Origin of the sequence: Granulicella rosea, assembly GCF_900188085.1 — a bacterium.
GTDB lineage: Bacteria > Acidobacteriota > Terriglobia > Terriglobales > Acidobacteriaceae > Edaphobacter > Edaphobacter rosea.
This window is the reverse complement of record NZ_FZOU01000001.1, coordinates 624291-647625: the sequence shown is the minus strand read 5'-3', so window position 1 is coordinate 647625 and position 23335 is coordinate 624291. Positions and strand designations below refer to the sequence as shown.

Below are 23335 nucleotides of genomic sequence, written 5' to 3'. Positions count from 1 at the left end.
TTGCTGCTGTCTTTTAAGGTTTCACCACGAAGCGGTCGAGAACGGTGCGAAGCACTCAGATGCGCATGGGCATGAGGATGTAGCGATACTTGACATCTTCGTTGCCGTCTTCGGGGCGCATCTGGCCGGCGGACTGGGCGTCCTTGAACTCCAGGCGAACTTCGCCCGTGTTGCCGATGGCCTTGAGGAAGTCGATCAGGTACTGCGAGTTGAATCCAACGACCAGCGGATCGTAGTTATAGGGCGTCTCGATGGTGTCTTCGGACTCACCCGCGTCGGTCGAGGAGGAGGAGAGCTTCAGCTCGTTCTGCTCCAGCCGGATCTTGATCGCGCCCGAGCGCTCGTCGGCGAACTGCGCCACGCGCTGGATGCAGCCCATCAGGTCTTCCGAGCGAACGATGACGAACTTGGTGTTGTCGCGCGGCAGGACGGCCTCGTAGTTCGGGAACTGCCCGGTCAGCTTGCGGCTGGTCAGCACGCGTCCGCCCACCTTGAAGAATAGCGTCGAGTCGTCGTCGCCGAAGTCCATCGTCTCGGCGTCGGTCGCGCCCAGCAGGGAAGAAAGCTCCGCCAGCGCCTTGCGCGGGATCAGCGTCTTCTTCTCGCCGGAGATGCCGTCGATCGTCTCGCCCAGCTTTTCGATGTGCGCCAGGCGGTGGCCGTCGGTCGCGACCATGGCCATCGACTCTGCCTTCAGGACCAGCAGCGCGCCGTTCAGCGTGTAGCGCGACTCCTCGTTCGAGATGGCGAAGATCGTCTTCGAGACCATGTTCTTCAGGCTGGCGACCGAGAGCCGGTACGCGCCGCTGGTCGGGAACTCCGGCACCTGCGGGAAGTTCGCGCGCGCCATGCCGACCATCTTGGTGTTCGAGCGGCCTGCGCGGATCTGTACCCAGTGGTTGTCCATCAGCTTGATGGAGATCTCGCCCTCAGGCAGCAGCTTGATGTAGTCGTAGAGCTTGCGCGCGGGAATGGTGCAGGCGCCGGGCTTCTTCACCTTCGCCGTGCAGCTCGTCCGCATGCTCTGGTCCAGGTCGGTCGCCGTGATGGTCAGGCGGCCGGGGGCATCGCCTTCGCCAAGCGTGGCCTCGAAGAGGAAGTTCGAAAGAATCGGGATCGTGGTCTTGCGCTCGACGACGGACTGGGCCGCGGTGAGTTCGCGCAGCAGTTCGGCGCGGGAGACGCTGATCTCGAGGTTGCCCGTCGGAGCAATGGCGGAAGACGACATATCGGTCTCCAGGCTTTCAGTCAGAATCGTCACAGGGCGGGTCTCCGGGTGGTGCAGACGCGACCGATACGATAACGGTACACCCGAACGCAGCCGGATCGCGACACCTACGATTCTATGGATGCAGAGGATACACGCGCGATACATTTCTGTGTGGGAAACTGAGGGGTTATGTGGGGATGGGTCACTTCGTGACGCGGACCGGGCTTCGCATTGTCCTCCCGCCGGCCGGCGGAATTTCGTATCGGCCAGCGTAGCGTCCGATATGAAGCCCAGGACGATACGAAACACCCGCTTTGTTGACAGGCCGAAATCGCTCCGCCCACAGCGGGGGGAACAGAGAATAAACTCGGCTCTGCACGGTATGACAAGGGAGCTACGAGATGAAGATCGCACTCTTCGGCGCAAGCGGCGCCACGGGCAGATTGCTGACGGAACGCTGCCTCGCCGCCGGCCACACAGTCAGCGCGCTCGTCCGGACGCCCGAGAACTACCCCTTTGCCGACCGCGTCCGCGTGGTGAAGGGCGACGCCTTCGACCCGGTCGCGATCCGCTGGACGCTGACCGGGGCGGACGCGGTCTTATCCGCGCTGGGCGCCCGTTCGCTGCGGCGAGAGGACGTGCTCGAACGCGCCGTGCCGCTGATCGTCGCGGGCATGATCGAGCAGGGGATCTCGCGGATCGTGGCGCTGGGCTCGGCCGGCGCGCTGGATTCGGCGCTGGACAAGCAGCCGGCCTACCGGCGCTGGATCGTGCAGCACATCGTCTACAACACGTTTCTGAAGTGGCCCGTGGCGTCGCAGGTTGCACAATACAAGGAACTTGCAGCCAGCCCGCTCGACTGGACGATGGTCATGCCGCCCATGCTGATGAACACCGCCGGACGCGGCCGGTACCGCATCGATGGCGACGCCCTGCCGCGCGGCGGCTCGCGCATCGCACGGGAGGATGTCGCCGACTTCATGATGGACCAACTCGGTACGGAACAATGGTCGCGGCGCGGCGCATATATCTCCTGGTAGACGCTCGCCCAAAGGAATCCATGACCATCCTCCGCGCTCTCGCCCTTTCGCTCGCGCTGTCCGTCCCCACCGCCGCTCAGGTTCCGCCCTCCCCGGCGTCGCGGGCGGCTGGCGTCACCCAGCTCAACACCTCCTTTCACGGCAGATGGGTCGGTCAGTTGGAGTACCGCGACTTCCAGACCAACGCGCAGACCTTTCTGCCGACGTGGCTCGCCATGACGCCCAGCGCCGACGGCAACGCCGTCACGCTCGACTATATCTACGACGACGGCCCGGCCAAGACCGTCCGCGAGCGCGAGACGCTGGCCTTCACCGTGGCGAGCGCCGGGGGCATGACCGCATCCGTCACCAGCGACCGCGACCACACCAGCGAGACCTACGCCGTCGCCGGCCTGGAGGAGTTCCGCAAACTCGGCCGGGGCGTCCTGACCCTGACCGGCCCCGGCAGGGAGAACGATAAGCCCGTCGATGTGCGGATCACCCTGACCATGCGGCGCAACCTCTTCACCTGGCGGAAGGAGACGCGCCCGTCGGGCGGCACGGAGGAGTTCAAGTTCCGCGATGCCTACACGTTTACGCGGAGCGAGCCGCCTGCCCTCTGACGTGCGGTCAGTCGCAAGCCCAGCCACAAAATTCTGTCATCCTGAACAATGCTGTCATCCTGAACAATTCTGTCATCCTGAGCGGAGCGAAGGACCCGCGTTTTGTTCGAGTTGGCGACGGACTCCCACTCGCGGGTCGCACTCAACCCAGAAAGGCCTGCAACCGCTTCGCCAGCCGGGTTGGCTCCTTGATCTGGCACTCCCAGATCGACAAGACGCCCCAGCCCAGCTTCCTCAGCTCCGCCCGGACGCGTCGGTCGCGGCTGCGGTTGCGTCCGATCTTCCGCTCCCAGTACTCCACGTTCGTCCGTGGCTTGCGCGCGCCGCGAGCGCAGGTGTGTCCATGCCAGAAGCAGCCGTGGACGAAGACGACCTTTCCGCGCGCGGGGAGGACGATGTCCGGCTTGCCCGGCAGGTCGGCGCGATGGAGGCGGTACCGGCCCATGGCATGGAGCAGACGGCGCACAGCCATCTCCGGCGCGGTGTTCGAGCTCTTGACCGCACGCATGGTGCGGCTGCGCTGCTCGGCGGACTCGGTCAACGGAACTCGATCCTTAGGCTGGGGTCGGTCTCGACCTCATTGACGATCTGGTTGTATCGCTCGACCAGGGCGAGGACCGCCGTCTGGCGGCCAGCGGCGGAAAATCGCCCCATCTCATACAGGTTGAGCGCGATGAACTGCTCGATTTCAAAGAGATCGATACGATCCGCGAGTCCGGCGTTCCCGGCCAGTCCTTCGGCGACGGCCAAACCACGTTGCAGCGTGATGAGCATGGCTCGAAGACCATCGTTCAGATTTTCGCGGCAACGCTCGATGACAGCCTCTCCCGGCGATGTGGTGACGTGGATCGCCACGTCCCCGATGAGAAAATCGCCCGAGCGCCCCGTCTGCGAGTCTGAAGTGGAGAAGCTGTTGTGTGTGAACTCACCCTTGCCCATGGCGCAGTCGAGCTTTGCGCCGATCAGATGCTGCATGACCGCACCGGCGGAGTACATGCCCCCAGCCGAGCGCTGCCTCTCTTCTGCCTGGGCGATGACGTCGCGGACGATGTGGCGTACACTGCGCGAGGAGTCCAGCTTGATTCTGAAGGGCTTGCCTGCGAAGAAGTCGTGCGCCCGCGCGATCCAGAATGCCTCGATGGCTTCGATATCCGCGAGACCGCGCTCCTGCAACTGGTTCAAGAGGGCGACATAGGCCCGCATGTTGTTGAGACTGCCCCGGCTCGTGCGACCGCCTTCTTTCGCAAGAATGCGAGTGAGGCCATGCCGGCCGAGGATGTTTTGCACGGCCCCTCTACCGAGTCCCACCACCTGACCGCCGGCGCCGCCCTCGGTGATCAGTTGATCGGCGTTGAGGGGAAGACCCGATCTTCGCGCGTGTTGCGTGACGACCAACGCGACGCAGAGCGGTCCCTGACCCAGAAAATTCTTCTCTTTCCGAAAGGATGACAGTGCGGCCAGCAGCTCCGGACGGTCGCTCATGCAGCCTCTTGCCGCCCTGCTCGGATCGCCCGTACGAGCGGCTCCAGAATGTGTCTCGCGATGTGCCTGACGACGGGAACCACGAGGCCGTCGCCCGCGAGGTGGTAGGCCTCGTTGTACTTCTGCGGCAACACATACTTCTCGGGAAGTCCCATCAATCGGGCGGCCTCCCTCGGCGAGAGCAGCCGCGAGCGCACCTTTTCCCCTTCCACCACCACGATCAGTTGACGGCTCGAGCCGCCCACCGGAGTCCGCAGGCAGCCAGCGATATCGTCGAAGCGGATCTCCGCACGCACCTGGCGCACGCCCGCCTCATCGAGCCGCGTGCGCTTGTAGACCGCGCCGACGACGCGGCGCCCGGCGCGCTTCGCCTCCAGCAGCTTCTTGCGGTTCAGGGGGCTCATCATGTCGAGCAGCTTCTTCGTCTCCGCCCTGGTGTGCCATGCGACCTGGCTTGGCTCTTCCTCGATCAGCTCCGAAAAGAGGGACTGCCTGAGTTCCGGCTTGGGCAGGTTCCACCAGAGCCACCGCTTCCTCTGCTGCTCTTCGAGCGAGTCGCAGGCCTTCAGCAGCGCTGCGGGGGTCCAGGCCGCATCGGGAACCTTCCCGGTGAGTCCGCTCGGAAGTTTGACCTCGTCCGAAACCGCCACGATGAACAATCTTGGCCGGGACTGCGGCACAAAATGGACCGCGTCGATCACCAGCGCGCCACAGCGGTAACCGGTCTCGGTCAGGGCGGTGATCAGCGCACGGAAGTCTGCCCCGTCGTGCGAGGTGAGTGCTCCGCATACATTCTCCAGCACGATGATGTTCGGGTTTTTCCGCGTCTGCTGAAGCTGCTGCATGAGACGCCAGAAGGGCCAGAAAGATCCGGATCGAGCCCCCTTCAACCCCGCGCCCATGCCGGCCAGCGAGAGGTCCTGGCAGGGAAACGAAGCCCACGCCAGATCCGCGCTACCGGGAAGATCCTCGCTGTTCAGCGTGCCGACATCCGCCAGAACGAGCTCGCCATCACCCCAGTTTCGGCTGTAGGAAGCTGCTTTCTTTTCGTCGATGTCGTTGGCAAATAAGCATTTCCACGATGGACCAAGGCCGGCGCGAGCCATGCCGCCACCCGCGAAGAACTCATAGAAATCGCCTGCGGATGGTCCATCCGGCAACGCCGTGGGCGTCGCCAGACAGGCGCCAAGCTGAGTTGGGAACAAGCCTCCGGCCGACTTCCGCATGGCTTAGTGTACCTCTGACAGCCAGTGGGAATCATGTCCCGATGGACAGGCACTTTGTGCCGTCCTGGTCCTCCCGTTGGTCGGCATAGATATCTGTGCCGACCGACGGGAGGGCGACGCGAAGCCGAGAACGGCACGAAGTGCTAGCTCAAAGTCTCCATCAGCTTGTTGATCGTGCGGTTCAGATCCTTGTCGGCCCGGCGCTGGTCGTCGATCTTGGCGATCGAGTGCATCACCGTGGTGTGGTGCTTGCCGCCGAACTGGCGTCCGATCTCGGGCAGGCTGGCTTCGGTCATTTGCTTTGCCAGGTACATCGCAATCTGCCGCGGCACGACGATCTGGCGGGAGTTGTTCTTCTGCTTCAGCTCCGGCACGCGCATGCCGAACTGCTCCGCCACCGCGCGCTGGATCGCCTCGATCGTGATCTTGCGCACCTGGGTGTCGATGAACTGCTTCAGGCACTGCTGGGCTACGACGAGCGAGCACTCGACGCCGTGGTGCGAGCACCACGCGATCACCCGGATCAACGCGCCCTCCAACTCACGTACATTCGTCCGCACATTCGACGCGATGAAGAGAGCGACGTCCGTTGGAAGCTGCGTCTGCTCGGACTCCGCCTTGCGCTGCAGGATCGCGACCTTGGTCTCGAGATCCGGTGGTTGAATGTCGGCGATCAGACCCCACTCGAAGCGCGAGCGCAGGCGATCTTCGAAGTCCGCCAGCTCCTTCGGGGGCCGGTCCGACGCGATGACGATCTGCTTCTGCATCTCGTGCAACGTGTTGAAAGTATGGAAGAACTCTTCCTGGGTGCGCTCTTTGCCGGCGAGGAACTGGATGTCGTCGATCAGCAGCACATCGACGTTCCGGAACTTGTCCCGGAAGCTCGTCATCTTGTCGTACCGGACCGAGTTGATCATCTCGTTGGTGAACTTCTCGCCCGAGACGTAGGAGATGGACGCATGCGGCTGGCGGCGCTTCACGTCGTGGCCGATGGCGTGCATCAGGTGGGTCTTGCCCATGCCGACGCCGCCGTAGACGAAGAGCGGGTTGTAGGCCTTGGACGGGCGCTCGGCGACGGCCTGCGCGGCGGCCATGGCGAACTGGTTGCCGCTGCCGATGACGAAGGTGTCGAACTGGTAGCGCGGGTTGAGCTGCGAGGCGGCGTTCCAGTCGAAGCGGCTCTGCTCGGCGCCGGGCAGGCTGGGCGCGCTGGCGCGATTGGCGCCGCCGCGGGGCGCGTTGGCGCTGTGGCTGGGGACGGGAGCGAATCCGCCGTCCTCGCGCACCTGCTTGGCGGCGGGATCCTGCGCGGGCGTCTGGAAGACGACGGTCTCGATCTCGAGGCCGAGGTTTTCAATGGCCTCTTCGATGAGCTGGCCGTACTTGTCGCCGATGTGCTGAAACTCGGCCGAGGGGATACGGACGTAGAGCGTGGAGCCTGAGATATGCGAGAACCGGGTGGGCTTCAGCCAGGTCTCATACGACTGCCGGTTGATCTTTTTTTCAAGCGCGCCAAGGATGCGCACCCAGTAATTCAACACAGCGGTTGCCGTAGGAACAAATGACATGTCGTGACGTTTCCTTCTCTTTCTGTTTTTGATGCAGCCGTGGGTCTGACGCTTCCAACCCGTCCTGAAAAGTGAGGACGGAAAACAGAAAACAAATATCCGGACCCGCCGCCATGGGCAGGTGTTGATCGTGACGAAGATTGGTCAAGATTCCGGGTAAAACTCCGTTGACGCCGGGGCAGAAAAGGCGTTAGAGCGAAAGTGAAACAGAGGTGCGTGAGGAGGTGCTTTCGCGTTGGATAAACAGCTTGAAACTTCTTACTGAGCGGGTTTGATACTAGCAGGAAAAGTTAGCTTTTTCTCAGGAGAATCGGGAAAAAAGTGCTTTGCACCGTTCATGGTGAAGATGCAATTCCCGTCTTTTCTTTGCGTTCCATATGTGGCCCGATCTGTGGTATCAATGCGACACCTCGACGGATTTTCTTCCATATTTCCACGTGGTCGGGTATACTCAGAAACTGTCGCGGCTGTTCCCATTCAGTCGCCGTGTGCGCCCCCGTAGGTCGCGTCTGCGCGTCTTTCCGGGTGAGTCCAGAAACGGTACTGCACAGCACCGCGGCCACCCAGTTCCGGCGTCAGGTCTTTGAGGACGCCAATTCAAGATTCTTCGGAAGATTTTTAGGAGTAGTCATGCCCAAGCGTACCTTTCAGCCCAACCGCCGCCACCGCGCGAAGACCCACGGATTCCTCTCCCGCATGAAGACCAAGGCCGGCGCAGCCGTCCTGAACCGCCGCCGCGCGAAGGGCCGTCACAAGATCGCCGTCTCGGCCGGCTTCCGCGACTAGTCCCACCGCGTGATGCGGGTGACATTTCAGCTTCATCGAGAGCCCATGCTCGTGCGTGGGCTCTTTTTGTTGTGTCCGGGCGTCACTACATGGGAGTACTTCTGTGATTGAAGCCGGCGCCGGTATCGCCAGTCTGATCGTCAACCCGGCGGCCGGTCGTGCGAGGCTGCTGGCTGCACAGCTTTCGGCCATCCGCGAACTGCTCGCGCGGCGCGGCTACCGGACCGAGATCTTCGCCACGACATCCGAGCCGGGATCCGCCGAGGCGTGGGCAAGGGAAGCGGCGGAGCGATCGGCCGCGGTCTTCGCCTGCGGCGGCGACGGGACGGTTCACGGCGTCGTCCAGGGAATGGCCGGCAGCGCGTGTCCGCTGGGCGTCGTACCGCTAGGAACGGCAAATGCGCTGGCGCGCAACCTGGGCCTGCCGCTCGATCCGCTGGGCGCCTTGACCCAGTTGATGAACTATCAGCCGCAAGCGATTCCGCTGGGCGAGATCGTCTCCTCTGCCGGGACGCGGCGCTTCACGGTGATGGCCGGCTGCGGCCCGGACGGAGCGCTCGTGCATGCGCTCGACTCGCGGCTGAAGTCGCGCTTCGGGCGCCAGGCGTACTACCTGCACGCGGCGCGACTCTTCACCACCAGGCGCTGGCCGGCATTCCGGGTCTCGTACCGTCTGGCCGGTTCGGCCGAGTGGCGGCATGCAGAGGCGGCAGCGGTGATGGCCTCGCGTATTCCCGACCTGGGCGGACTGTTCTCCGGGCTCACCCGCGCGGCGCGGCTGGACCACCCCCACCTGCACGTGCATCTGCTGCGCGCTCCTGCCCAGCTTTCGTTTCCGGCGTGGTTTGGGCTGACGAAGCTCGGCTTGCCCAACCCGTGGCTGACTACGGTCGACATGGAGGAGCTGCTCTGCACGCCACTCGGCGCCCGGCCAGTTTACGCCCAAGCCGACGGCGAGCCGCTGGGCACGCTGCCGATGACGCTGCGGATCGTTCCGGGCGCGCTGCGTTTGCTGATGCCGGGCTAAACTGAAAGGACCAACATGCCGACCGGCTCTCCCAACTCGGTGCTGCGGCTGCGCAAACATGCGGACTACCAGCGTGTGTATACGGCCAGCCGCAAGCAGTTTTCGAAGCAGATGAGCTTCTTCTACGCGTTGCGCACGCCGGACCGGCGCTCGGACACGCCGGGACCGCGCATCGGCCTGACCGTCGGCAAGGTGATGGGCAAGGCGCACGACCGCAACCGCATCAAGCGGCGCATGCGCGAGTGCATCCGGCACAACGCCGCGCTGCTGAGCGGCCCGGTGGACGTGATCCTGCACCCGCGCCGCACGGTGCTGGAGATGGAGTTCGTGAAGTTGGAGCGGGAGATCGCAAGCGTCTTCCGCACGGTGCAGAGTGCGCTGGATAAGGATGCGCGGGCGGCGATGCCGTCCGATCCCACCCCCTAAGGAATTGTCATCCTTCGCGCAGCGGAGGATCTGCTTTTCTTCCAAGGCCGCGAGTCGACAACCATGGCAACCACCCCCGAGCGCCGGCCGAATCCGATCACCGCCGTCGTGGCGGGCGCGGCCTTCGGTATCTATAAACAGGTGATCTCGCCGATCCTGCATGCGGTGGGCGTCTCGAACTGCATCTACCTGCCGACCTGCTCGGAGTACGCGCATGTGGCGATCCTGCGGCACGGCGTGGTGAAGGGAACCGCGCTGGCGGCGGCGCGGGTCGCGCGGTGCAATCCGATGAGCAAGGGCGGGCTGGACCCGGTGCCGGAGTAAGTCTTACCTCTGCAAATCCCCGCACCATTTATCATCTTCTTTAGGTGTGCGTAGGAACGCCACCAGCGCGGTACTTGCAAGACAGAACAGGAATCCTTAACGTGGCAGAGTTTTCGAATCCCAATCAGAAGGGCGGCAGCCAGGATAACGGCTCGCTCTTCATCCTGATGGCCGTGATGGTCGTGATCTTCTTCGGCCTGCAGTATTACAAGGCGAAGCATAATCCCCAGACCGAGTCGCCCGCGAAGCAGGCCGCCAGCAGCCCGACCCAGACGCCCGCCCCGCTGCCCACCGCGACCGCCCAATTAGGATCACAGATCGGATCGCTCGGCGGCCAGACCGTGACCATTCCCGCCGTGCAGGGTACGGCGGAGTCGACCACCACGGTCGAGAACGAGCTCTACAAGATCACCTTCTCGAACCGCGGCGCGCAGGCCACCGAGTGGATTCTGAAGCGCTTCAAGGACGTCGACGGGCAGCCGCTGAACCTGATCCACGCCGAGGCGGCGAAGACCGTGGGCTATCCGCTCTCGCTCTATACCTACGACGCCGGCCTGACCGCGAGCCTGGCGCAGGCGCTCTACGTGCCTTCGGCGACCGGCGCCCTGACCGCTCCCGCCAACCTGACCTTCAAATACGCGGCCGGCGGGTATGAGGTCACGAAGACCTTCTCGTTCGACGAGAGCTATGTGCTGCACGCCGATACGCTGGTCACGAAGGACGGCGCGCCCATCCGCTCGCTGCTCGCCTGGCCGGGCGGCTTCGGCGACCAGGCCGACGCGATGGCCTATGCGGGCTCGCAGCTCGACACCAGCACCTATGGCAAGGAAGAGCACGTGGCGCCCAAGAAGATCTCCGGCGGCAACACGCTGACCGGGCCGTTCGACTGGGCCGGCGTCAGCGATCTCTACTTCGCCTCGATCTTCCTGCCGGATCATGCAGAGACCTCGACCGTCGCGACCCTGGAGACGCAGTTCTCGGTCCCGAAGGTCGCCCCGCCGTCCCGCAATGCCGTCGATACCCGTCCGGCTCTGATCCGCTGGTTTGCGCGGGTCTTTGGGCATAGCAACACGACAACCCTCGATCCCGTCAAGGATTACGTGAAGGTGCCACTGATCGGAGCGGCGCTGGGCGATGCCTCCGGCCATACGAAGACGCGCATCTTCGCCGGTCCGAAGGCCGTCGACGTGCTGAAGAACATCCACGCGGCCGACCCGAAGGTGACGCTCGAGCCGCTGCTCGACTTCGGTTTCTTCGGCATCATCGGCAAGTACCTGTTCCTGGCGCTGCGTGCGATCAACGAGCATGTGTCGAAGAACTGGGGCTGGGATATCGTCTGGCTGACGATCCTGATCAACCTCATCATTCTGCCGCTGCGCATCAAGACCATGCAGAGCGGCCTGAAGATGCAGCGGATTCAACCGCAGATGGACGCCATCAAGGCCAAGTACAAGAACCTGAAGATGACCGACCCGAAGCGCAACGACATGAACGCCGAGATCATGGAGCTGCAGAAGCGCGAGGGCGTGAACATGTTCGGCGGCTGCGTGCCGACGCTGATCCAGATGCCGCTGCTCTTCGCCATGTTCGGCATGCTGCCGAAGGTGGTCGAGATGCGGCAGGCGCACTGGTACTGGCTGCCGGATCTTTCGGCCGCGGACCCGTATCACATTCTGCCGATCGTCATGATCCTGTCGCAGTTCCTGGTGCAGTTCTATACGCCGTCTCCCGGCGTGGACCCGCAGCAGCAGAAGATGATGGCGTTCATGATGCCGGCGTTTTCGGGCTACATGACCTGGAACTACTCCTCCGGCCTGGCGCTTTACTGGTCGGTCGGCAACCTGATCTCGATCGCGACCCAGCAGATCATGAACCAGACGAGCATCGGACGCGAGATGCGCGAGATCGCCGCCAAGCGCGCTCGCCGCAAGGGCGGCAACGGGCCGCAGACGATTCAGGGCAAGCCCGGAAAGCGGTAGTTTCACGTATCTGTCTGATTACAAACCCCGGCGAGTTTGCCGGGGTTTTCTTGGTCCGCGAGGGGAGATGAATCGCACAGTTTCAATCTGGGAATTCTTGTGATCAAAAAAGATTCTTCTGCTTTTTTGTTTCATCCCTTGCATCGATAAGCCTAGAATCGCTTCGCAGCCGGATGGGGGCCACAATGAAAGACCTGCTGTTTTCGCTTTCTGCCTTGGATACTTTGCTTACCAGATTGACTCGGGATGCCGGCTTTCGTATCGGCCACAGCATCCGAACCTCAAAGGCAGAACCTAACCTCCGGATCATCTTTAGCGGTCCGGATTCCAGTCTCCTGCTGGAGGACGATTGCGCGCTGCTGGACGCAATCCAACACTTTGTCGCGGAGGCGTTGCGACTCGACGAGTTCGAACGCTCCCGCATCGCCTACAACCTCAGCGAGGAGGAAGCCGACCTTTGCTGGGAGTTCTATCGCAACTACGAGGGAGAGCCCGAAGCGCCAGCCAGGGCCAACCGCTCCTGTATCTCGGATGAGATGTGGCGGCATCTGCTGCACCATCCCCACGGAATGAGTTCGCTGTCGATGAACTAAGAGGGAGGGCTCAGGGTCCAGTTTTTCTAAACCCTGAGCCCTGAACCCTGACCCTACGGCGTCAGCAACACCTTCCCGATACCGCCCTTTTCCACCACGGCGTGTGCGAGCGCGGCGTCCGCCAGCGGAACCATGCGGTCGATCGGAATCCGCAGGTGGCGTTCGACGACGGCCTGCGCGAGCTTCGCCAGGGTCGGGACATCCGGCTTCGCCATGATCGGCGAGATCGTGAGCGTCGGGTGCAGCGCCGCGTTCGCCGGCGGGCCGACGACCGAGGCGTACGTGCCGCCGGGCCTGATCTTCCCCAGCAGCGTCTGTGCCGTCTCGCCGCCAACCGTGTCCGCGACCGCGTCGATGAAACCAAGGCTGCCCAGAGCGTCCTTGTCGTCGAGCGCCAGCAGCCGGTCCGCGCCCCACTGGTTTACGAGTTCAGCGGCCTTCTTCAGGTCATGCTCCCGAACCCCCGCGATGACGCTCGCGCCGGCGTTCTTCGCCGTCCAGACCGCCGCGCGCCCGACCGCGCCCAGGGCGCCCGTGATCAGGATCGTCTGCCCCGGCTGCACCTTTGCCCCCAGCCGGATGAGCTGCTCGCCGGTCTGCAGCACCAGCGGCAGCGCGGCGGCCTCCACCTGGTCGAGCCCCTCGGGCAGCTTCAGCGCGTCGGCGGCCTTCACGACGACCAGCTCCGCGTAGGTCTTCCACGTGAGCGCCATGACGCGGTCGCCGGGTTCGAAGCCCTGCACACCCGCGCCGACGGCCATGACCACGCCCGAGACGTCGCGTCCCAGGACCGCCGGAAAGGTGACCGGAAAGCGGTCCTTCGCCGCGCCGCTGCGCATCTTGTAGTCGATCGGGTTGATGCTGGCGGCGGTGGTCTGGACCAGCAGCTCTCCCTCGCCCGCCACGGGATCGTCCCACTCCTCCAGCTTCAACACGGACGGGCCGCCATACTCGTGAATCGCCACAACCTTCATCGCATATCACCTCACGGAGTTGAGATGCGATGCGCCTCCACGACGTCTTGCGCGGCGGAAAGATACTCGCGCCAGCCGTCGCCCTCGGCCAACTCCTTCAGCATGGCGAAGCGCCGCTGCAGCAGGTCGCGGACGTGCGGCACGATCAGCGACCGGCCGACCAGTCTGCCGGCCGGCCCAAGCGGCATGGAGAAGCGGACAGTGTCGTGCAGGAAGGTGTGGCCGTCGACGTAGTCGAACCGGTGGTCATGCTGAAAGTAGCTGAATCGCCCCCGGCCCATGGTGTCCTGAAAGAAATGCGGGTACTCGTAGCCGGTGATGAGGGTCTCGTGCATCTGCGGCAGGCCGAACTTCCATCCGCGCCAGATGAGCTGATCGCCCTCGACGACCAGACCCGAGGTCTTACCCGAGACGGCGCGCATGCCCAGCACCTTGCCGACCGCCTCGATACTGGTCGAGAGCAGGAAACAGCGCTCGACCGGCGCCTCGATATGGATATGATCCTTGACGAAGAACATGCAACCTCTCCAGCCTGCGGAGAAGAAGCGCAGGGGCCCATGCACCATGATCGACCTTCGCCGGACCGGGCGTCAAACGGCCGCGGAACGTGGCTACCGCGCGTAGGCGTAGGCGCCGCAGAGAGTCGAACTGTCGTTCATCCCCTCGACCGTCAGCGCGGGCGGCTTGGCATCGGAGAAGAGCGCGAGCCGCAGGGTCTTGCCCGCATAGTAGGTCGCCATCCACTGCGTGTCTTCCGCGCCGCAGAGGGTGTTCTTATGGAGAAATCGCTTGTCCCCAGGGATGTTCAGCCGGTAGAGATGGCCGCCGCCCACGCCCGCCTCGGAGTCCGAAAACGCCGCGGCGATCTCCGCCTGCGTCAGCGGACGAATCTCCGCGATGGGAAAGGTGAAGAAGTTGATCGTCATCTTCTCGGCGGCGATGGTGATCTCGCCGGTGGTCTGCTGCGCCGTCTTGTTCACGGGGCGCCATGTGCCGCGCTCCTGCGCCTGCGCCGACAACACGCAACCGATTCCGAGCAAAGAGGTTGAAAGTAAAGTCCGCAACTTCATCCATCGAGCATGACAGCTAGGGGGGAGGGTAGGCAAGCGCAGGCCGCGCCGCTACTCCAGCGCTACGCCGCTTACGTCCGACGCCTGCACCCGTTCGTGGCAGGCCCGGCAGAGCAGCATGGTGTTCGCCGCCGTGTAGCCGTCGATGGCCTTCAGCCGGTGCAGCTCGGCGCCGCGATCCGGCAGGCGCTGGGAACACATCGCGCACAGACCTTTCTGGTACTTCACCTTCTGGTCCTTGAGCTTGCGCCGCTGCGTGGGCGTGCCGCGCTCGTCGAACTCCAGCCGCTTGGCGATGTAGCGCCGCATCTGGAAGCGGATCGCCTCGTCCCCGGCGGCGGTCGCGTCGATGGCGGCGCGCAGCTCGTCCAGCAGGGCGATGGCGCGGGCGCGGTGTTCGTCGGAGAGGCTCGGCATACAGGGGTTCAAGGAAAGCTAAGTCGTGTTAAGGGCACGGCTTCAGCCGTGCCATGGTCCGATTGAGCAATGCGGCTTCAGCCGCTGAGGTACGGTTTTCGAATAATGCGCCGCGAATCGAACCGTACCTCAGCGGCTAAAGCCGCAATACAACTGCGAAAGCTACCGGCACGGCTGAAGCCCTGCCCTTAAGCAAAACCGAGCCGCACCTTCAACACATCTCGTTTACCAGAGCACGCCGTGGATCGGTTTTTCCGGCTCCGGCAGCTTCGTTTCGCCAAGCATCTGGCGCAGGTTGATCTCGATCGTCCGGCAGATCGCGGTCAGCGGCAGGTCGTAGATCTGGTTGTCGAACGGATCTTCCAGGTCGCGGCCGATCTTGTCCAGCGCCAGGAACATGAACCCCACCAGCGTCGACCCAAGCGGCGTAAACCAGCCCAGGTTTTCAACCATGCCGATCGGCAGCAGCAGGCAGTAGATCTGCACGAAAAGCATGGGGAAGAAGTCGTACTGCTTGGGCATGGGCGTGTTTTTGATGCGCTCGGCGCCGCCCTGCGCGTCCATCAGGTCGTCGAGATTGCGGTCCATCGCCTGCCATTCGAGGTTGTCCATCCAGCCCCGGCCGCGCGCCTCGCGCAGCATGTCGCCCATGCGCAACTGCAGGGTCAGCGAGACGTTCTTCTGCCCGGCGAGCGTCGCCAGCTCGGCCTCGGGAATCTCCGGCACATTGGCGCGAATCTCCGCGATGGGGTCCAGCCCGCGCAACTGCTGGCGCAGCGCATGCACGTACGCCACCTGGTGATGGACGAGGTTTCGCTGCATCGCGATCATCTCGGCCGCGTCCGAGGCGCCCGGCCGCATCGTCGCGCAGACCTGCCGCGCAAGGCTGCGGCTGTTGTTCACGATCTGCCCCCAGAGCTGGCGGCCCTCCCACCAGCGGCCGTAGGAAGAATTATTGCGGAAGCCCACGATGATGCCGATCGCCGAACCATAGAGCGCCAGCGGCACATGCTTCGAGCCGACCCACTCCCAGTGCATCACCTTGTAGCCGAGCACGATCAGCACATCCCACGCGATCAGCGCCAGCACCGGCAGGCCGACGTACTGCACCATCCGTTTAACTTGTGGAACCTGGGGAACAATCATCGGAGAATCCTCGGAAAGAAAATACGCCGCGCAGAGGGGTCCCGTGGCTTTGCCGCCGGCGATCTCTCCTCTGCGCAGTGGTTGAGCCTGCTACGGTTATTGTTACCTCTTCGCTTCGATCACCGGCACGAACACGCGGCTGCCGTCCTCGGCGATCCGCACCTCGCCCGTGCCGATCTCGTACACCCAGCCGGAGACGCTGACATCTCCGCGGGCGAGCGCGCCGGCCACGCTGGGGTGCGTCTTCAGGTGCGCGACCTGCATCAGAACGTTCTCCTCCGTCAGCCGGTGCAGCTTTTCGCTTGGCTTTTCGTCGGGGGCGCCAAGGCTCGACGCCACCTTCAACGCCGCCTGCCCATTCGTCAGCCAGCTCTTCACCGTGGGCATCGAATCGGTCGAGGACGGACTCAGCAACGCCTTCATCGCGCCGCAGTCCGAGTGCCCCACGACGACGATATGCTTCACCTTCAGCGCCGAGACCGCATACTCGATCACCGCGCTGACGCCGCCCAGCATCTCGCCGTACGCGGGCACCATGTTGCCGATGTTGCGCGCGACGAAGACCTCGCCCGGGCCCGAGCTGGTGATCGTCTCCACATCGACCCGCGAGTCCGCGCACGCGATGATGAGCGTATGCGGCTGCTGCTGCGTGGAACCCGCCTTCAGGTAGGCGTCCCTGTTTTCCGCATGAACCTCGGTCTGGAATCGCCGAATGCCGTCCTTCAACCGCGCGAGAATCTCTTGTCCTTCTGCCGCCATCGTACCCCCACCTCGTTGTTTTGCCGTCACTTAACTGTCGGTGTTAAGACTGGCATCCCCGGACAAGGTTGGCAAGCATTCTGTAAACGGCGGATGAAAACCGGCGTTTTTCAGTCCGGCTGGCTCTGCTCGATATCGGCCGCATGGTGCGACTCCAACAGCGCGATCACCCTGGCGACAGCCTCGGGATCGTCGTCCACCGTGACGGCCAGCAGCGCGCCCTCCTTGCCGGCGCCCTCGGTGTCGTTGCCCTCCATGGTCGTGCGCTTGTTCAGCGCGCCCAGAACGAACTTGCCCACCTTCTCCTCCAGCCCAACGAAGCCGCCCTCGCCCTCGGTGTCGCGCTCGAGCTTCGCATCCTCCGGCGGCGCCGGAGCCTGGCGGTTCGACATCACGATCATGTCCGCCGCGGGGTAACCCTTGACGATCAGCGCATCTTTGACCGAATCGGCCACATCACGGCTCTGAAACGTTCCCAGAATCTGTTTGCTCATTTCGCTCTCCTTCACACCTGAACGTGAGATGCGGATGAGCGCGCCGGCGTCGGCGGCACGCGGGATTTTGAAAGATCGATACACAAACTACCGTGCCGGATTTACTTCCGCCGCTTGTCGTACGCCGCACGCGCGGCCTGAAATTTGCCCACATTCGACGACGCCCAGGCCCACAGCGGATGCACCAGCTCCAGCATCTCCAGCGCGATCTCCGTCGTCTGGTACTCCACCCTGGGAGGCACCTGCGCGAAGACCACGCGCGTGACCAGCCCGTCGCGCTCCAACTGCCGCAGCACCTTGGTCAGCGACTTCTGGCTTACGCCCTCCACCCGCTCCATCAGGCGAGAAAAACGCATGGGCGCGTCGGCGGCCGCCAGCTCGGCCAGCGTCCACAGGGTCCACTTCTCGGCCAGGCGCGTCACGATCTCGCGCGTCAGGGAGTCTTCGTTCTCGTCGAGCGCCTCACAGGCGGCGTTGACCTCGACCCAGTCGATGTGTCGTTTCATGGTTACCTCAAGGTGGGTACGGCACAAAAAGGTGCCTTATTGCCAAACGATACTGTCCGCAGGATACTCCATTCATGACGACGAAGAACTCTACCCCATTTACCGCGAACGACATTCCCAGCCAGCAAGGCCGGCGCGTCCTCATCACCGGCGCCAACTCCGGCATCGGCTTCGAAGCCGCGCTGGAGCTGGCGCGCAAGGGCGCCGAAGTCATCCTGCCGGCGCGCTCGCTCGACAAGGCAAACGACGCCGTCGCGCGCATCCGGCAGAGCGTTCCGAACGCGGCCGTCACGCCGGCGATACTCGACCTGGCCTCGCTCGCCAGCGTGCGCGCCTTCGCTGCTTTCTATACAGAGCGCTCTCCGGGCCAGACGCTCGACCTGCTGATCAACAACGCGGGCGTGATGGCCGTGCCGCGGCGCGAGCTTACGGTCGATGGCTACGAGCGGCAGTTCGCGACCAACTACCTCGGACCGTTTCTGCTGACCGCGCTGCTCTACCCGCACATGAAGCAGCGGCACGGCGCGCGCATCGTGACGGTAGCGAGCGGCGTGAGCAACCAGGGCAAGATCGAGTTCGACAACCTGCAGTCGGAGCGCGTCTACAGCCCGATGTTCGGCGCGTACTCGCAGTCGAAGCTGGCCGACCTGATCTTCCAGCTCGAGCTGCAGCGCCGCCTGACCGCCGCAGGCTCGCCGGTCCTGAGCACCGGCGCGCACCCGGGATACGCGATCACCAACCTGCAGACCAGCGGCCCGGCCGGCGTCCTCCCGCTTGGCATGCGGATCGCCATGACGATCCTGAAGCCGCTGGCCTCGCAGGACGCCGCGCACGGCGCGCTGCCGACACTCTACGCCGCCGCCTCGCCCAGGGCCACCACCGGCGGGTACTACGGCCCGAACGGATTCCAGGAGTTGAAGGGCCACCCCGTTCCGGCAAAGATCGCGCCGCTGGCGAAGGATCTCGCACTGGCGAAACGGCTTTGGGGGGAGACGGAGAGGCTGGTCGGGGCGAGGTTCGAGCTGTAGCTACCGGCGCTCCGCCCAGTCCATGCCATCGGGCAGGGAGGCGGCGGCGTAATCGAAGTGCAACACCCGCCGATGCTTCGCCAACGCGGACGCCGACGAAGCATGCACCAGCAGAGGACGCATCACGAGCGCGTCTCCCGGCCCGGCGGCGCAGGTCACCGGCTCGACTTTGTCGACGTACGCATCCACCTGCGAGGCGTTCAGCTTGCCCGCGGTATGGGTGCCGGGCAAAACGCGCAGGGCGCCGTTCTCCGCCGGGCAGTCGTCCAGATGACTTTTATTTTGATCTCCTGGCAACCGTGATTCCAGAGCGCACTTTCGATGTTCGAGCAGAGGGTTTGCTTTCACAGAGTTTGACCAGTTCATGGAGGGAGTACACCGTTGCGCGGCGACCGCTGCCTACCGTAAGCACCTTCAAGACTTTTGTGTCTACGAGAGCGCCCAGTTGTCTCATAAGATTCGCTCTCTGAGGCATACCCTTCTGTTCGAGAAGCGATCCCGCCTGAAAGATAGGTTGAGCGAACATGGCGTCAAGCATAGGGATGGTGAAGCGTGAACCATTACGCGCCAACATATCGTCTTTGAGACGCTCATAGAGGTCCAAGACCGCCTTAACGCGAAGGACGTTGCGGTCGGCCTGCAGGGTCAATCCATGGAGGAAAAAGAGACACCAACGCGTCCATGAAGCATTATCTTTTCCCAACTCTCGAAGATGTCCGATATATTCATCGCGATTCTCCTCCAGGTACTCCGAAAGATAAAAGGTTGGACTGGAGAGAATCTGCTTGTCATAAAGGAAGAGCGGAATGAGAATTCGTCCGATACGACCGTTGCCGTCCAGGAAAGGATGCAAATACTCGAATTGTGCATGGATGAGCGCAAGTTGAGTAAGAGGATCCTTCTCCGTCGAGTGGTAATACTTTTCCCATTCACCCAGTGCGTCTTTCAATACCTCTGGCGCGGGAGGAACGAACTCCGCTTCTTCCAGCTGCGAACCGGGGCGCCCAATGTGGTTTTGAAAGCGGCGAAACGAGCCGGGCGCTTTGTTCTGCCCGCGAACGCTGGTAAGGAGTATCTTGTGCAGCTTTAGAACAAGATTCAAACAAAAAGGACGCGTCCCCAGATCCCATTGTGCCGACCGAAGCGCCATACGGTAGTTGACGATCTCTTCAATGTCGAGACGCTTCGATTCCTGCTCTGGCTCGTCGCCCGCTTCGAAGCGCAGGACTTCTCCCACCGTAACAACCGTGCCTTCAATCTTCGACGACAGCACAGCCTCACGAGTCGTGAGGGGAGTCGTCAAGAGTTCTGGATTCCGAAGGTGGGTCAGGATTCCGTCGAACCGTGCGATGGCACGATTCGCTTCGCTCAATGCGGGAACGAGTGTCTCCCAATCAAGTTGCAGCGATGGTAGATGGATCGGAATAGCGGGCTTCACAGGACATTTGTATATCTTTTATGGCCGAAAAAGATATACAAAACTTCTTGGTGTCCAAATCGGATATACAAAGCTTTCTTCTTCTTCGAAGAACACAATATCTTGTGGGGGCATTGCAGATGGAATTGCGAGAACGCAGCGAAATACAGCATCACCGCGCTCTCGCGTCTTCGATAGACCACAAGCCAGCTACAGCTCTACGGACTTCGATTCCAGCAGCGCCTTGCACCGAGCGATAAACATCTCAAGCGGCACGCCGCCCTCATCGCCCTTGCCGCGTGTGCGGACGCTGACGGAGTCGGTCGCCATCTCCTTGTCGCCCAGGATCAGCACGAATGGCGTCTTTACCACGGCGAAGTCGCGGATCTTGGCCTTCATCGCGTCGTTGCGCTCGTCGAGTTCGACGCGCAGGCCGATCGCTTCGAGCTGGGCCTTCACCTTGCGGCCGTAGTCCAAGTGCTTGTCCGACGAGATCGGCACCAGGCCAACCTGCAGCGGCGCGAGCCACAGCGGGAAGGCGCCGGCGTAGTGCTCGATCAGCACGCCAAAGAAGCGTTCGACCGAGCCGAAGAGCGCGCGGTGTACCATGACCGGCTGGTGCAGCTCGCCGTCCTCGCCCTTGTAGGCGAGTTCGAAGCGCTTCGGCAGGTTGAAGTCGAACTGCACGGTCGAAAGCTGCCACATGCGGCCCAGCACGTCGACCAGCTTGACGTCGATCTTCGGGCCGTAGAAGGCGGCCTCGCCGGGGAAGCTGTCGAAGGTGAGCCCGCGGCCGGTGAGCACGTCGCGCAGCGCGCCTTCGGCGTTGGCCCAGTCCTCCGTGGTGCCGAAGAAGTCGCCGGCCTTGTTTGGATCGCGGGTCGAAAGCTCGACGCGGTACTCCTTGAAGCCGAAGGTCTTCAGCACGGCGTCGGCGAAGTCCAGGCAGCCTTCGATCTCGCCCTTGATCTGGTCGGGCGTGCAGAAGATGTGGGCGTCGTCCTGCGTGAAGCCGCGCACGCGCAGCAGACCGTGCATGGTGCCCGACCGCTCGTACCGATAAACATTGCCCAGTTCCGCGTACCGCTGGGGCAGGTCGCGGTAGCTCTTGGGCGAGTTCTTGTAGATGAGGATGTGGCCGGGGCAGTTCATCGGCTTCAGCCGGTACTCGGCGTCGTCCAGCTCCATCGGCGGGAACATGTCCTTCGAATAGACGCCCTCGTGGCCGGAGATGCGCCATAGCTCGCGCTTCATGATGTGCGGCGTAAAGACCATGGAGTAGCCGCGCCGGATGCACTCGTCGCGCATCCAGTCCTCCATCGCCTTGCGGACGAGGCCGCCGCGCGGATGCCAGAAGATCAGCCCCGCGCCTGCAACCTCCTGAATGGAGAACAGGTCGAGCTGCTTGCCCAGCACGCGGTGGTCGCGCGCCTTGATCTCCTCCAGCCGCTTGAAGTGCGCGTCGAGGTCCTTGGCGTTGAAAAACGCCGTGCCGTAGATGCGCTGGAGCTGCTGGTTCTTCTCATCGCCCAGCCAGTAAGCGCCGGCGACGGACATCACCTTGAAGGCCTTCACCCGGCCGGTCGAAGGCACGTGCGGGCCGCGGCAGAAGTCGACAAACTTGCCGTTGCGGTAGAGCGAGATCTCCTCGCCCGGCTTCGTGAACTTTTCGATGAAGTGGACCTTCATGAACTCGCCGGACTTTTCGTACTCGGCCAGACCGACCTCGCGCGGTTCTACTTCTCGGACAAATTTTTCATCACGAGAGACGATCTCGGCCATGCGCGCCTCGATGGCGGCGAGGTCGGTCTCGGTGAACGGGCTTTCGCGGTAGACGTCGTAGAAGAAGCCGGCATCGGTCGCCGGGCCGTGGCCCAGCTTGGTCTCGGGGAAGAGCTCGAGGATGGCCGTCGCCATGACGTGCGCGGCGGAGTGCCGGACTACTTTAAGCGACGCCTCGTCCTGTTCCTTCAGGAGCCAGAGTTCCACATCCTCTTCGAGCGGAGTGGAAAGGTCGACCAGCCGCTCGCCGCCAGCGGGCGCGCCGGAGTACATGGACTCCTCGGTCTGCGAGCCGCCGGCGTCCTCGCCTCCCAGCTCCGGCGTTGTATTCAAAGGCTTGATGCGCGCGACGACGACCGCCGCGGCCAGCCGGGGCGAGATGCTCGTCGCCATGTCAAAGGGGGTGGTTCCACGCGCAACCTCGCGCACACTGCCGTCCGGAAGCTGTACTCGAATCATCTGCTCACTCATCTCGCTCACACTCTAAGCATATCTTTCCTTGACTTGAGCCGCAGCATGGCGGAGTCTGAAAGTACGCCATCGACCGCTGTCAAGCATTTTTTCTTCCATCCCCTAACAGTGGTACATGGCGCGTACGCCCGTGTGATTGCCTCACTTAGAGGCCGCCTCTAATGTGAAGGCTCACGGGGGAGAATCGAAAGAATCACTGCCTCTCGGAACAACCGGCTCTGGAAAATCTGCATCCATTCACGAAACACCCGATTCGGATCTTCACCCTAACCAAACAAGACCTCGAAAGGGCTGCCCATACATGCAAGTTCTCTGCAAAATCTCCAACACCGCCAGTGATGTACGTTGCCGCGTCTGCGGCCAGGGATTCCTCGTTTACTGGTCCCGCACCTCCCGCGCCGAACAGGCCGAAGCACGCACCAAGGTGATTGAAGCCCTTGCGGCACAACACCACGAAGCCTCCGATACCGAACATGTCCATCCCCGCACCGGCTTCAACGTGCCCTCGTGGGGCGGTCTGCCGAAGTTCTCCGGCGCCGCGCTGCTGGGCGGATCCTCCGAGTGGGCCCTCTAATTTTTCAGCGACGTTTTCAGCCCTCCCCCGGAACCCGGCCCCAAAAAGGCCGGGTTTTCCTTGTTCCCAAGACAGCCCTGTTAGAAATCGGCTTAATCTAAACGGTTGATTCGAATCGCCTTGCTCGGCATTAACACCGGTCGCGCCGGGTCTTCTCAGAACCTTGTGGACCGGGCTGTGAAGAAGTGGGAGAAGCCGGTACCGGTTCAGGGGTTACGCACAGGCTTTACCTTCGGTCCGGTTTTCCACCAGCCGTTTTCTAAATGAGGACGGAGTCATAAATCCCTCATTCCATAGGCCCTTAGCTTTAAATCCACATTTCAAGCGCAAACGGCTGCTGCTACTAAGTATGAGTACCTTTTCTTACTGTTTTTAAAGCACTTAGAGCACGCAGACGGCGGCCGGTTGAAAGAATCGAAAACGTTCTGCATCCG

Annotated in this window: 26 protein-coding genes; 10 read left to right on the top strand and 16 right to left on the bottom strand. The window is 62.9% G+C overall.

Annotation, left to right across the window (positions count from 1 at the left end):
* Positions 1-55 precede the first annotated feature (55 nt).
* Positions 56-1228, bottom strand: coding sequence for a DNA polymerase III subunit beta (gene dnaN / locus CHB87_RS03005; protein WP_089406883.1), 1173 nt, complete (start codon positions 1226-1228; stop codon positions 56-58).
* A gap of 383 nt (positions 1229-1611) precedes the next feature.
* On the opposite strand from dnaN, the gene CHB87_RS03000 reads away from it, so the two are divergent.
* Complete coding sequence (locus CHB87_RS03000; protein WP_089406882.1) at positions 1612-2250, top strand: NAD(P)-dependent oxidoreductase; 639 nt, start codon at positions 1612-1614, stop codon at positions 2248-2250.
* Between the two features lie 20 nt (positions 2251-2270).
* Positions 2271-2852, top strand: coding sequence for a hypothetical protein (locus tag CHB87_RS02995; protein WP_089406881.1), 582 nt, complete (start codon positions 2271-2273; stop codon positions 2850-2852).
* 142 nt (positions 2853-2994) lie between these two features.
* Here the strand turns inward: CHB87_RS02995 and CHB87_RS02990 are convergent, their stop codons facing one another.
* The 4 genes from CHB87_RS02990 to dnaA all read right to left on the bottom strand — a co-directional run bounded on the left by CHB87_RS02990 (position 2995) and on the right by dnaA (position 7128).
* Positions 2995-3393: a very short patch repair endonuclease gene (locus tag CHB87_RS02990; protein ID WP_089406880.1), complete on the bottom strand. Its 399-nt coding sequence runs from the start codon at positions 3391-3393 to the stop codon at positions 2995-2997.
* Complete coding sequence (locus CHB87_RS02985; RefSeq protein ID WP_089406879.1) at positions 3390-4334, bottom strand: DUF4928 family protein; 945 nt, start codon at positions 4332-4334, stop codon at positions 3390-3392. The genes CHB87_RS02990 and CHB87_RS02985 overlap by 4 nt, the downstream gene beginning before the upstream one ends.
* The gene (locus CHB87_RS02980) at positions 4331-5539 is read right to left on the bottom strand and encodes a DNA cytosine methyltransferase (protein WP_217896999.1); all 1209 of its coding nucleotides are present in this window, start codon (positions 5537-5539) and stop codon (positions 4331-4333) included. Before CHB87_RS02980 ends, CHB87_RS02985 begins: the two co-directional genes overlap by 4 nt.
* Positions 5540-5703: 164 nt before the next feature.
* Complete coding sequence (gene dnaA / locus CHB87_RS02975) at positions 5704-7128, bottom strand: chromosomal replication initiator protein DnaA (RefSeq protein WP_089406877.1); 1425 nt, start codon at positions 7126-7128, stop codon at positions 5704-5706.
* 630 nt (positions 7129-7758) lie between these two features.
* Between dnaA and rpmH the strand changes: the two genes are divergently transcribed.
* From rpmH to CHB87_RS02945, 6 genes are all read left to right on the top strand, one after another.
* On the top strand, positions 7759-7914 hold the full coding sequence (rpmH, locus tag CHB87_RS02970; RefSeq protein ID WP_089406876.1) for a 50S ribosomal protein L34: 156 nt from the start codon (positions 7759-7761) through the stop codon (positions 7912-7914).
* A gap of 103 nt (positions 7915-8017) precedes the next feature.
* Positions 8018-8941: a diacylglycerol/lipid kinase family protein gene (locus CHB87_RS02965; protein ID WP_176441549.1), complete on the top strand. Its 924-nt coding sequence runs from the start codon at positions 8018-8020 to the stop codon at positions 8939-8941.
* 15 nt (positions 8942-8956) lie between these two features.
* Positions 8957-9367, top strand: coding sequence for a ribonuclease P protein component (gene rnpA, locus CHB87_RS02960; protein ID WP_089406874.1), 411 nt, complete (start codon positions 8957-8959; stop codon positions 9365-9367).
* A 63-nt stretch (positions 9368-9430) separates the two neighbouring features.
* On the top strand, positions 9431-9691 hold the full coding sequence (gene yidD / locus CHB87_RS02955) for a membrane protein insertion efficiency factor YidD (RefSeq protein WP_089406873.1): 261 nt from the start codon (positions 9431-9433) through the stop codon (positions 9689-9691).
* A gap of 101 nt (positions 9692-9792) precedes the next feature.
* On the top strand, positions 9793-11670 hold the full coding sequence (yidC, locus tag CHB87_RS02950; RefSeq protein WP_089406872.1) for a membrane protein insertase YidC: 1878 nt from the start codon (positions 9793-9795) through the stop codon (positions 11668-11670).
* Between the two features lie 185 nt (positions 11671-11855).
* Entirely contained in the window at positions 11856-12263 is a 408-nt protein-coding gene (locus CHB87_RS02945) for a hypothetical protein (RefSeq protein WP_142988184.1), read from the top strand.
* A gap of 53 nt (positions 12264-12316) precedes the next feature.
* Here CHB87_RS02945 and CHB87_RS02940 read toward each other — a convergent pair whose 3' ends face one another.
* The 8 genes from CHB87_RS02940 to CHB87_RS02905 form a co-directional block, all read right to left on the bottom strand.
* Positions 12317-13237 (bottom strand): NADP-dependent oxidoreductase, encoded by a 921-nt coding sequence (locus tag CHB87_RS02940; protein ID WP_089406870.1) that lies wholly within the window; start codon positions 13235-13237, stop codon positions 12317-12319.
* An 11-nt stretch (positions 13238-13248) separates the two neighbouring features.
* On the bottom strand, positions 13249-13755 hold the full coding sequence (locus CHB87_RS02935) for an SRPBCC family protein (protein WP_089406869.1): 507 nt from the start codon (positions 13753-13755) through the stop codon (positions 13249-13251).
* Between the two features lie 93 nt (positions 13756-13848).
* Positions 13849-14259 (bottom strand): hypothetical protein, encoded by a 411-nt coding sequence (locus tag CHB87_RS02930; RefSeq protein ID WP_245817783.1) that lies wholly within the window; start codon positions 14257-14259, stop codon positions 13849-13851.
* A gap of 99 nt (positions 14260-14358) precedes the next feature.
* Complete coding sequence (locus CHB87_RS02925) at positions 14359-14724, bottom strand: hypothetical protein (protein WP_089406867.1); 366 nt, start codon at positions 14722-14724, stop codon at positions 14359-14361.
* Positions 14725-14949: 225 nt separating this feature from the next.
* Positions 14950-15870, bottom strand: a complete 921-nt coding sequence (locus CHB87_RS02920; protein ID WP_089406866.1) for a bestrophin family protein — start codon at positions 15868-15870, stop codon at positions 14950-14952.
* A gap of 102 nt (positions 15871-15972) precedes the next feature.
* The gene (locus CHB87_RS02915; RefSeq protein WP_089406865.1) at positions 15973-16629 is read right to left on the bottom strand and encodes a carbonic anhydrase; all 657 of its coding nucleotides are present in this window, start codon (positions 16627-16629) and stop codon (positions 15973-15975) included.
* 110 nt (positions 16630-16739) lie between these two features.
* The gene (locus tag CHB87_RS02910; protein ID WP_089406864.1) at positions 16740-17123 is read right to left on the bottom strand and encodes a hypothetical protein; all 384 of its coding nucleotides are present in this window, start codon (positions 17121-17123) and stop codon (positions 16740-16742) included.
* Positions 17124-17224: 101 nt separating this feature from the next.
* Complete coding sequence (locus CHB87_RS02905) at positions 17225-17629, bottom strand: winged helix-turn-helix transcriptional regulator (RefSeq protein ID WP_089406863.1); 405 nt, start codon at positions 17627-17629, stop codon at positions 17225-17227.
* A gap of 74 nt (positions 17630-17703) precedes the next feature.
* Here CHB87_RS02905 and CHB87_RS02900 point away from each other — a divergent pair, with 74 nt between their 5' ends.
* Positions 17704-18657 carry an oxidoreductase gene (locus CHB87_RS02900; protein ID WP_089406862.1) on the top strand — a complete coding sequence of 318 codons (954 nt, stop codon included), beginning with the start codon at positions 17704-17706 and terminating at the stop codon, positions 18655-18657.
* Here CHB87_RS02900 and CHB87_RS02895 read toward each other — a convergent pair whose 3' ends face one another.
* From CHB87_RS02895 to thrS, 3 genes are all read right to left on the bottom strand, one after another.
* Positions 18658-18954 carry a phytanoyl-CoA dioxygenase family protein gene (locus tag CHB87_RS02895; RefSeq protein ID WP_176441548.1) on the bottom strand — a complete coding sequence of 99 codons (297 nt, stop codon included), beginning with the start codon at positions 18952-18954 and terminating at the stop codon, positions 18658-18660. It abuts the gene before it with no gap.
* Positions 18935-20095, bottom strand: coding sequence for a Fic family protein (locus tag CHB87_RS02890; protein WP_089406860.1), 1161 nt, complete (start codon positions 20093-20095; stop codon positions 18935-18937). The genes CHB87_RS02895 and CHB87_RS02890 overlap by 20 nt, the downstream gene beginning before the upstream one ends.
* A gap of 189 nt (positions 20096-20284) precedes the next feature.
* Positions 20285-22315: a threonine--tRNA ligase gene (gene thrS / locus CHB87_RS02885; RefSeq protein WP_245817782.1), complete on the bottom strand. Its 2031-nt coding sequence runs from the start codon at positions 22313-22315 to the stop codon at positions 20285-20287.
* A 313-nt stretch (positions 22316-22628) separates the two neighbouring features.
* On the opposite strand from thrS, the gene CHB87_RS02880 reads away from it, so the two are divergent.
* Positions 22629-22901, top strand: a complete 273-nt coding sequence (locus CHB87_RS02880) for a hypothetical protein (RefSeq protein WP_089406858.1) — start codon at positions 22629-22631, stop codon at positions 22899-22901.
* Positions 22902-23335 lie beyond the last annotated feature (434 nt).

Coding starts and splice junctions, on each gene's coding strand:
- CHB87_RS02995 (WP_089406881.1), top strand. CDS start 2,271: ATGACCATCCTCCGCGCTCTCGCCCTTTCGCTCGCGCTGTCCGTCCCC.
- CHB87_RS02940 (WP_089406870.1), bottom strand. CDS start 13,237: ATGAAGGTTGTGGCGATTCACGAGTATGGCGGCCCGTCCGTGTTGAAG.
- CHB87_RS02935 (WP_089406869.1), bottom strand. CDS start 13,755: ATGTTCTTCGTCAAGGATCATATCCATATCGAGGCGCCGGTCGAGCGC.
- dnaN (WP_089406883.1), bottom strand. CDS start 1,228: ATGTCGTCTTCCGCCATTGCTCCGACGGGCAACCTCGAGATCAGCGTC.
- CHB87_RS03000 (WP_089406882.1), top strand. CDS start 1,612: ATGAAGATCGCACTCTTCGGCGCAAGCGGCGCCACGGGCAGATTGCTG.
- thrS (WP_245817782.1), bottom strand. CDS start 22,315: ATGATTCGAGTACAGCTTCCGGACGGCAGTGTGCGCGAGGTTGCGCGT.
- dnaA (WP_089406877.1), bottom strand. CDS start 7,128: ATGTCATTTGTTCCTACGGCAACCGCTGTGTTGAATTACTGGGTGCGC.
- yidD (WP_089406873.1), top strand. CDS start 9,431: ATGGCAACCACCCCCGAGCGCCGGCCGAATCCGATCACCGCCGTCGTG.
- CHB87_RS02880 (WP_089406858.1), top strand. CDS start 22,629: ATGCAAGTTCTCTGCAAAATCTCCAACACCGCCAGTGATGTACGTTGC.
- CHB87_RS02920 (WP_089406866.1), bottom strand. CDS start 15,870: ATGATTGTTCCCCAGGTTCCACAAGTTAAACGGATGGTGCAGTACGTC.
- CHB87_RS02945 (WP_142988184.1), top strand. CDS start 11,856: ATGAAAGACCTGCTGTTTTCGCTTTCTGCCTTGGATACTTTGCTTACC.
- CHB87_RS02905 (WP_089406863.1), bottom strand. CDS start 17,629: ATGAAACGACACATCGACTGGGTCGAGGTCAACGCCGCCTGTGAGGCG.
- CHB87_RS02925 (WP_089406867.1), bottom strand. CDS start 14,724: ATGCCGAGCCTCTCCGACGAACACCGCGCCCGCGCCATCGCCCTGCTG.
- CHB87_RS02910 (WP_089406864.1), bottom strand. CDS start 17,123: ATGAGCAAACAGATTCTGGGAACGTTTCAGAGCCGTGATGTGGCCGAT.
- rnpA (WP_089406874.1), top strand. CDS start 8,957: ATGCCGACCGGCTCTCCCAACTCGGTGCTGCGGCTGCGCAAACATGCG.
- CHB87_RS02900 (WP_089406862.1), top strand. CDS start 17,704: ATGACGACGAAGAACTCTACCCCATTTACCGCGAACGACATTCCCAGC.
- rpmH (WP_089406876.1), top strand. CDS start 7,759: ATGCCCAAGCGTACCTTTCAGCCCAACCGCCGCCACCGCGCGAAGACC.
- CHB87_RS02985 (WP_089406879.1), bottom strand. CDS start 4,334: ATGAGCGACCGTCCGGAGCTGCTGGCCGCACTGTCATCCTTTCGGAAA.
- CHB87_RS02915 (WP_089406865.1), bottom strand. CDS start 16,629: ATGGCGGCAGAAGGACAAGAGATTCTCGCGCGGTTGAAGGACGGCATT.